Source organism: Phyllobacterium chamaecytisi (assembly GCF_020164455.1).
In the GTDB taxonomy this organism is placed as follows: domain Bacteria; phylum Pseudomonadota; class Alphaproteobacteria; order Rhizobiales; family Rhizobiaceae; genus Phyllobacterium; species Phyllobacterium chamaecytisi.
Map to the genome: position 1 here is coordinate 21,221 of NZ_JAIQWW010000034.1, position 7,423 is coordinate 28,643.

Consider the following 7,423-nt stretch of genomic DNA (forward strand, 5'->3'; position numbering starts at 1 on the left):
TGGGGGAGCGCGCTGGGAGGTCGTGCCGTTTGCAACTTTGGCGACGGTTTTTGTCTGGTTAGATTCCCCACCCACGCAAGCAATTAGCAGGCAAGCATTTGGCAGGCAACCAGCTCACCAATTATGATTTCCGCACAGCGGGGCAGGCGCGAACGCATCATGGCCACGTCATGCGCGATCTCGGGCTGAAGATAATCAACGGTATATACCCGGAGAACAGTATTCTGCCGGGTGATGCGGAATTGCTGGAACGATTCGGGGTATCCCGAACCGTATTGCGCGAGGCTTTGAAGACGCTCGCTGCCAAGGGGCTTATTCAGCCGAAAGCCAAGATCGGCACGCGCGTGCTGGAACGTTCGCACTGGAACCTGTTCGATCCGGACATACTGGTCTGGCATTTCGAGGCAGGTGCGAGTGCCCATTTCCTGTCGAGCATCGTCGAGATGCGGCTGGCGCTTGAGCCTGAAGCGGCGGGCCTTGCCGCACTGCGGCGCACGGATGCGCAGCTTGATACTCTGTTCCATTGGGTCGAGAAGATGGGGAACGCACGCGAATCGGCGGCGGACTTCGTCTTCAGCGACCTGCAGTTCCATATTGGGATAGCGGAAGCCTCCGGCAATCCATTTATGCGCTCTATCAGCGCGCTGATCGAAGTGGCACTAGTGACCACCTTCACCATCAGTTCGCCCATACCCAACTCCGAAAGCCATGTGCGCTCGGTTGCACGCCACGCCGCAATCGCCGAAGCGATCAAGGCCCGCAACGTGGAAGCTGCCAAGCAAGCCATGCGCGTGGTGATCGAGGAAGGCGCCGAGCGGGTGCTGACCGCCGGGCGAACCGCAGCTACAGCGTAGTGATTTTCACCTTCGCGGGTTTCTCGATCTTCAGCGGATTGCGCAAGGGCAAGCCAAAGGCCGATGCTTCGATTTCGAAGACATCGCCGTTCTCGGCCTTGATGCCATCGGCAAAGGAAAGCGTTGCCGTTCCAAACATATGTACGTGAACATCCCCTGGCTGGCGGAACACCGCATACTTGAAATGGTGATGCTCGAGATTGGCAATGGTGTGGGACATGTTGTCTTCACCTGAAAGGAAAGGCTTTTCCCACAAGGTCTTGTTTTTACGCAAGATACGCGAAGCACCACGAACATCGGAAGGCAAATCGCCGAGGATCAACTCGGGACCTAGCGAGCAGGGCCGCAGCTTGGAGTGGGCAAGGTAGAGATAGTTCACGCGCTCCATGACATGGTCGGAGAATTCATTGGCAAGTGCAAAGCCGATGCGGAAAGGCGACCCATCCGGACCAATAACGTAGATCCCGGCAATTTCCGGCTCTTCGCCGGCATCGTCCGCAAAAGCTGGCGAGACGAGCGGTTGGCCGGGACCGGTCAGCATTGAACCATTGCCTTTGTAGAACCATTCTGGTTGTACGCCGGTCGCGCCCTTCTTCGGTTTGCCGTTTTCGAGCCCCATGCGGAACATCTTCATCGAATCGGTCAGTTTTTCTTCCTCGGCGTCGCCAACTTTGCGATGCATCGCATCGCGCGTCGCGGCGGATCCGAGATGGGTGAGGCCGGTACCGGTCAAATGGATATGGGCAGAATCGTGCGTGTCGATCGGGGGAAGCAAGCGGCCTTCCGCATAGGCAGCTGCAACGTCGATCCTCTTGCCAAGCCCGCGTTTTTCCACAATCTCGGCTATGCCTGCTTTCGCATCGATCGCCGCATGCGCGAGTTCCAGAACGGAACGCGTGCGCTTGACATGACGGAATTCCTCACCAACACGTGCGGCAACCTGCCGCTTTCCATTGGCATTCGTCAACTGGACCAGATTCAAGGCTTCCTCCCGATATATCAGATTTGGTGGCGTGGTTATAAGCTGGCCATACGGTATCGTCCAGCAGCTCTTTTCAAAAAATATTATAATAGTATTATATGGTTCGAAGGGATTTTCGCAACTCGGCGAAAGCCCTATTCCAAAAGTCATACTTTTGCGATAGATGTTGGGAAGACCCTGCTCTGGGAGGACTGGTCCGGGCTAAAAAGTTCGGTCGAAGCCGCTCAAAAGTATCGGGCATGATTTGACAACCGGGAGGATACACGTGAAAATACTCAATCTGTTTGCCGCGGGATTGATCGCACTTGGTGCGATGGGATCGCAAGGCTACGCCCAGGATAAGGGCTCTGTCGGTATCGCGATGCCGACCAAATCCTCGGCACGCTGGATTGCCGACGGAGACAACATGGTGAAGGCGCTGAAAGAACGCGGCTACACCACCGATCTGCAATATGCGGAAGACGATATTCCAAACCAGCTGGCTCAGATCGAGAACATGGTCACCAAGGGCGTCAAGGTCCTCGTGATCGCAGCGATCGATGGCACTACCCTTTCGAACGTTTTGCAGCAGGCGCACGATGCCGGCATCAAGGTTATTTCCTATGATCGCCTCATCCGTGACACGCCGAATGTCGACTATTACACAACCTTCGACAATTTCCAGGTTGGTGTTCTCCAGGCAAGCTCGCTCGTCAAGGCGCTTGGCCTTCCGGATGCGAAGGGCCCGTTCAACATCGAATTGTTCGGTGGTTCGCCTGACGATAACAACGCCTTCTTCTTCTATAATGGCGCGATGTCTGTCCTGCAGCCTCTGATTGACAGCGGCAAGCTCGTCGTCCAGTCCGGCCAGATGGGCATGGACAAGGTCGGTACGCTGCGTTGGGATGGTGCCGTTGCGCAGGCGCGCATGGATAACCTCCTGTCAGCCTACTACACCGACAAGAAGGTCAATGCCGTTCTGTCACCTTATGATGGTCTGTCTATCGGTATCCTTTCGTCACTGCGCGGCGTCGGCTACGGAACTGCGGACCAGCCATTCCCGTTCGTTTCCGGACAGGATGCGGAAGTACCATCGGTCAAGTCGATCATCGCCGGCGAGCAGTACTCGACGATCTACAAGGATACACGTGAGCTGGCCAAGGTGACGTCCGATCTCATCGACAAGGTTCTCAAGGGCGAGGAGCCGGAAGTCAACGATACCAAGACCTATAATAATGGTGTCAAGGTCGTTCCGTCCTACCTGCTGAAGCCGGTCGAAGTCGACAAGACCAACTGGAAAGAAATCCTGATTGGCGGCGGCTATTATACGGAAGACCAGATCAAGTAGGTCTTTGATTAATGACGAACCCTGTGCTTGCCGCACAGGGTTCGTTGCCATGTCGGCTCTCCGGATGATGTTTTCGGTGGCGCAAGGACGCAGAGCCCAATATAAATTGCAGAAGGAAACGACGCCACAGCAGGCGACTTGCTGCAGAAGCGTCGGTGAGGATATCGATGGAAACCATCCTCGAAATGCGCAACATCACCAAGGTTTTCCCTGGGGTGAAAGCGCTCAACAATGTCAACCTCGATGTGCGCAAAGGCGAAATTCATGCTCTGGTGGGCGAGAATGGCGCTGGCAAATCAACCTTGATGAAGGTGCTGAGCGGTGTCTATCCGCATGGCAGCTACGAAGGTGAAATTTTTTACAATGGCCAGGAGCAGCACTTCCGCGGGATCAGCGATAGTGAAAAGCAGGGCATCATCATCATTCACCAGGAGCTGGCGCTGGTTCCGCTCCTGTCGATTGCCGAGAACATATTCCTTGGCAACGAACCGGCCAAATTCGGTATCATCGATTGGCATGTTGCGGAAAACCGGACGCGCGAACTCCTCGCCAAGGTCGGTCTGAAGGAAGATCCGCTGACATTGATTACCAATCTCGGCGTCGGCAAGCAGCAGTTGGTGGAGATTGCCAAGGCGCTGTCGAAGGATGTCGAGTTGCTCATCCTCGACGAGCCGACGGCCAGCCTCAACGAGAATGACAGCGACGCATTGCTGGCGCTGCTTCTGGAGTTCAAAGCGCAGGGTATTTCCTCCATCCTGATTTCACACAAGCTGAACGAAGTTGGCAAGGTTGCCGACCGCATCACGGTGCTGCGTGATGGCGCGACCATCGAGACTCTCGACAAGCAGGATATTTCCGAAGACCGGATCGTCACGTCGATGGTCGGACGTCAGCTGGCTGACCGCTTTCCGCAGCGCGAACCCGATATTGGCGAAGTGGTCTTCGAGGTGAAGGACTGGGTTGTCCACCACCATATCCACAGCGAGCGTACCGTCATCAACGGTATCAATTTGAATGTTCGCAAGGGTGAAGTCGTTGGCATCGCCGGGCTGATGGGCGCTGGCCGGACGGAATTCGCCATGAGCGTGTTCGGCAAGGCCTATGGGCGGAACATCAGTGGCGAGGTATTCATCAAAGGGAACCCCGTCGATGTTTCGACCATCGGCAAAGCGATTGACCATGGGATTGCCTACGTTACCGAAGATCGCAAGACCTACGGCCTCAACTTGATCGACCATATCAAGCACAACACGACGATCGCCAATCTGGACGGCGTTTCGCATAACGGCGTGCTGGATGACATGGCCGAACTGAAAGTGGCGAATGAATATCGCCGCAAGACCAATATCCGTTCCTCAAGCATTTATCAAAAGACCGGCAATCTCTCCGGCGGCAACCAGCAGAAAGTCGTTCTTTCGAAATGGTTGTTCGCCAATCCGGACCTTTTGATCCTTGACGAACCCACGCGCGGCATCGATGTCGGTGCGAAATATGAAATCTATACGATCATCAACCAACTGGTAAGCGAAGGCAAAAGCGTGCTGATGATCTCGTCGGAAATGCCAGAGCTGCTCGGCGTCTGCGACCGGATCTACGTGATGAACCAGGGCAGGCTTGTCGGTGAAATGCCGGCCAGCGAAGCCAGCCAGGAAAAAATCATGCGCGCCATCATTCGTGCTGAAGGGAAAGCATCATGACCGTCGAAACTGCAGCAACCCAAGGTAAAAAAGACTTCAAGACGGATGGCTCCGCGCTGAAAGGCAATTACCGGGAATATGGCCTGGTGCTCGCCTTGATCCTCATCATGCTCTTCTTCCAGTACACAACGAGTGGCGTTCTTTTCAAGCCGGTTAATCTGACCAACCTCGTGCTGCAGAACAGCTATATTATCATCATGGCACTCGGCATGCTCCTGGTGATCGTTGCCGGACACATCGACCTTTCGGTGGGCTCGGTTTCGGGGTTTATCGGCGGCCTTGCCGCAGTGATGATGGTCCGCTGGCAAATCCACTACATTCCGGCGACGATCCTGTGTCTGATCATGGGCGGCGCAATTGGAGCCGCTCAAGGGTATTGGATAGCCTATCACAAGATCCCATCCTTCATTGTCACGCTGGCCGGCATGCTGGTCTTCCGCGGCCTCGCTCTCTGGCTGCTGGGGGGGCAGTCCGTTGGCCCATTCCCGCCGCAGTTCCAGCTCCTGAGTTCCGGTTTCATTCCCGACTTTTTCGGCTATCCCGGCTTCAACGTCACCTCGATGCTTGTCGGCATTATTCTTGTGGCGCTGATGATCTATTTCAGTGTGCGCGGACGGGCCAAGCGCGAGAAGCATGGCTATCAGGGCGAACCCTTTACGCTCTTCGTTGCCAAGAACGTCATCATCGCCGGAATCGTGCTGTTCCTCACCTATCTGCTGTCTTCCTATAAGGGATTGCCGAACGTCCTGATTGTCATGTCCCTCTTGATCGCGCTTTTTGTCTTCGTGACCAAGCGCATGACCGTTGGCCGCCGCATCTACGCCATGGGCGGCAATGAAAAGGCGGCAAAGCTCTCCGGCATCAAGACCGAACGGCTGACCTTCCTGACCTTCGTCAACATGGGCGTTCTCGCCGCTCTCGCCGGCCTGATCTTCGCAGCACGTCTCAACACGGCGACGCCAAAGGCGGGCCTTGGCTTCGAGCTCGACGTGATTGCTGCGGTGTTCATCGGCGGCGCTTCGGCCATGGGTGGTGTCGGTCAGGTCATGGGCGCGGTGATCGGCGCCTTCATCATGGGCGTCATGAACAATGGCATGTCGATCATGGGCGTCAATATCGACTGGCAGCAGGTGATCAAGGGTCTCGTTCTGCTCGCTGCGGTTATCTTCGACGTCTACAACAAGAACAAGGCGTGAAGCCCGTTTGGTGAAGTCTGCTAACAGGACGTTGGTGCGTGGTTCGACAAGCTCACCATGAGGAACGTCGTGGGCTCAAAAGCCCAGGTAGCCAATGTTGACGTCTTTGGCTCCCTGTAACACCCAAGTTCTCTCATGGTGAGCTTGTCGAACCACGCATCATTTTGTCGAAGAAAAGGGCTGACAAATTACCCGACCGCGGACTGCGTTTCCGTTTTGACTCTCGATTGGCGTAATGCAGAATACAGCCGACGATGGCGCCAGGGACGGAAAGGCTCATGAAGACATTCTGTGCGGACGAGCAAAAGCGCCATAATCCGAAGGGCTTTCTGTCGAGCGGCGCGCCGCGGCCCAATCCGGAAAAGCCGGAGCGGATCGAGCGGCTTCTCGCGGGTGCCCGGGCGGCGGGGAGTTCCATCCATCGCCCCGCCAATTACGGGCTCGGCCCGATTGCCGCCGTTCACACGCCCGAATATCTGGAGTTCCTGCAGACTATCCATGGGCGCTGGCAACTGATCCCCGGGGCCTCGGAAGAAGTGGTTCCCAATATCCATCCAATCAACCGCACGGGCAGCTATCCGGCTTCCGCCGTGGGGCAGGCGGGTTATTACATGGCCGATACCGCATGCCCAATTTCGGCGGAGACCTGGGACAGCGCATGCTGGAGCGCCTGGGCCGCGGTCGAAGCAGCCGAAGCGGTCATGTCCGGCGAACCGGCCGCCTATGCGCTGTGCCGGCCGCCTGGCCATCACGCCTTCGCCGATGTCGCCGGCGGCTTTTGCTTTATCAACAATTCAGCGGTGGCAGCGCAAAGACTGCGCAAGAATGCCGCCCGCGTCGCCATCCTCGACGTCGATCTGCATCATGGCAATGGCACGCAAGGCATCTTCTATGCACGCTCCGATGTGCTGACCGTTTCGATCCACGCCGATCCGGTGCGGTTTTATCCGTTCTTCTGGGGCTATGCCGACGAGCGCGGCGAGGGCGCGGGTCTCGGCTACAATCACAATCTGCCGCTCGTGCGCAAATCCGGCGACGAGGTATTCCTGGAAGCACTTGCTGCCGCAAGAAGCCGCATCGAAGCCTTCGCGCCGGAAGCATTGGTCGTGGCGCTGGGGCTTGATGCTTTCGAGGGCGACCCGTTCGGCGAGCTCTCCGTTTCGACGCCCGGTTTTGCCCGCATCGCCGAAGCCATCGCGAAATTGCGCCTGCCAACGGTTATCGTGCAGGAGGGCGGTTATCTTTGCGACGAGCTCGGCGACAATCTTACTGCGTTCCTCACCGGCTTCGGCGCTGCGATCTGATTTTTATTTTTCGCCGTCAAAAGGTCTGTTGGCGTAGAAAATCCCCGAAAAACGGGCGCCCTA

6 protein-coding genes are annotated in these 7,423 nt (G+C 56.5%); 5 read left to right on the forward strand and 1 reads right to left on the reverse strand.

All coding sequences use genetic code 11. The annotated features are described in order from the left end of the window. Positions 1–98: 98 nt before the first annotated feature. A complete protein-coding gene (locus LB462_RS29605; RefSeq protein WP_224515496.1) occupies positions 99–854 on the forward strand; it encodes a FadR/GntR family transcriptional regulator in 756 nt (251 codons plus the stop codon). Here the strand turns inward: LB462_RS29605 and araD1 are convergent. Continuing rightward, the gene (araD1, locus tag LB462_RS29610) at positions 844–1,836 is read right to left on the reverse strand and encodes an AraD1 family protein (RefSeq protein ID WP_224515497.1); all 993 of its coding nucleotides are present in this window, start codon (positions 1,834–1,836) and stop codon (positions 844–846) included. The genes LB462_RS29605 and araD1 overlap by 11 nt on opposite strands. A gap of 313 nt (positions 1,837–2,149) precedes the next feature. Between araD1 and chvE the strand changes: the two genes are divergently transcribed. From chvE to LB462_RS29630, 4 genes are all read left to right on the forward strand, one after another. Beyond that, the gene (gene chvE, locus LB462_RS29615) at positions 2,150–3,163 is read left to right on the forward strand and encodes a multiple monosaccharide ABC transporter substrate-binding protein (protein WP_224515507.1); all 1,014 of its coding nucleotides are present in this window, start codon (positions 2,150–2,152) and stop codon (positions 3,161–3,163) included. 167 nt (positions 3,164–3,330) lie between these two features. Next, complete coding sequence (mmsA, locus tag LB462_RS29620) at positions 3,331–4,860, forward strand: multiple monosaccharide ABC transporter ATP-binding protein (protein ID WP_224515499.1); 1,530 nt, start codon at positions 3,331–3,333, stop codon at positions 4,858–4,860. Next, positions 4,857–6,056 carry a multiple monosaccharide ABC transporter permease gene (gene mmsB / locus LB462_RS29625; RefSeq protein ID WP_224515501.1) on the forward strand — a complete coding sequence of 400 codons (1,200 nt, stop codon included), beginning with the start codon at positions 4,857–4,859 and terminating at the stop codon, positions 6,054–6,056. Before mmsA ends, mmsB begins: the two co-directional genes overlap by 4 nt. Positions 6,057–6,334: 278 nt before the next feature. Beyond that, complete coding sequence (locus LB462_RS29630; protein ID WP_224515503.1) at positions 6,335–7,360, forward strand: histone deacetylase family protein; 1,026 nt, start codon at positions 6,335–6,337, stop codon at positions 7,358–7,360. The last annotated feature ends 63 nt before the right edge of the window (positions 7,361–7,423 follow it).

Excerpts from the sequence above, each read along its gene's own strand:
- mmsB (WP_224515501.1), top strand. The coding sequence starts at position 4,857 with ATGACCGTCGAAACTGCAGCAACCCAAGGTAAAAAAGACTTCAAGACG.
- mmsA (WP_224515499.1), top strand. The coding sequence starts at position 3,331 with ATGGAAACCATCCTCGAAATGCGCAACATCACCAAGGTTTTCCCTGGG.
- LB462_RS29630 (WP_224515503.1), top strand. The coding sequence starts at position 6,335 with ATGAAGACATTCTGTGCGGACGAGCAAAAGCGCCATAATCCGAAGGGC.
- chvE (WP_224515507.1), top strand. The coding sequence starts at position 2,150 with ATGGGATCGCAAGGCTACGCCCAGGATAAGGGCTCTGTCGGTATCGCG.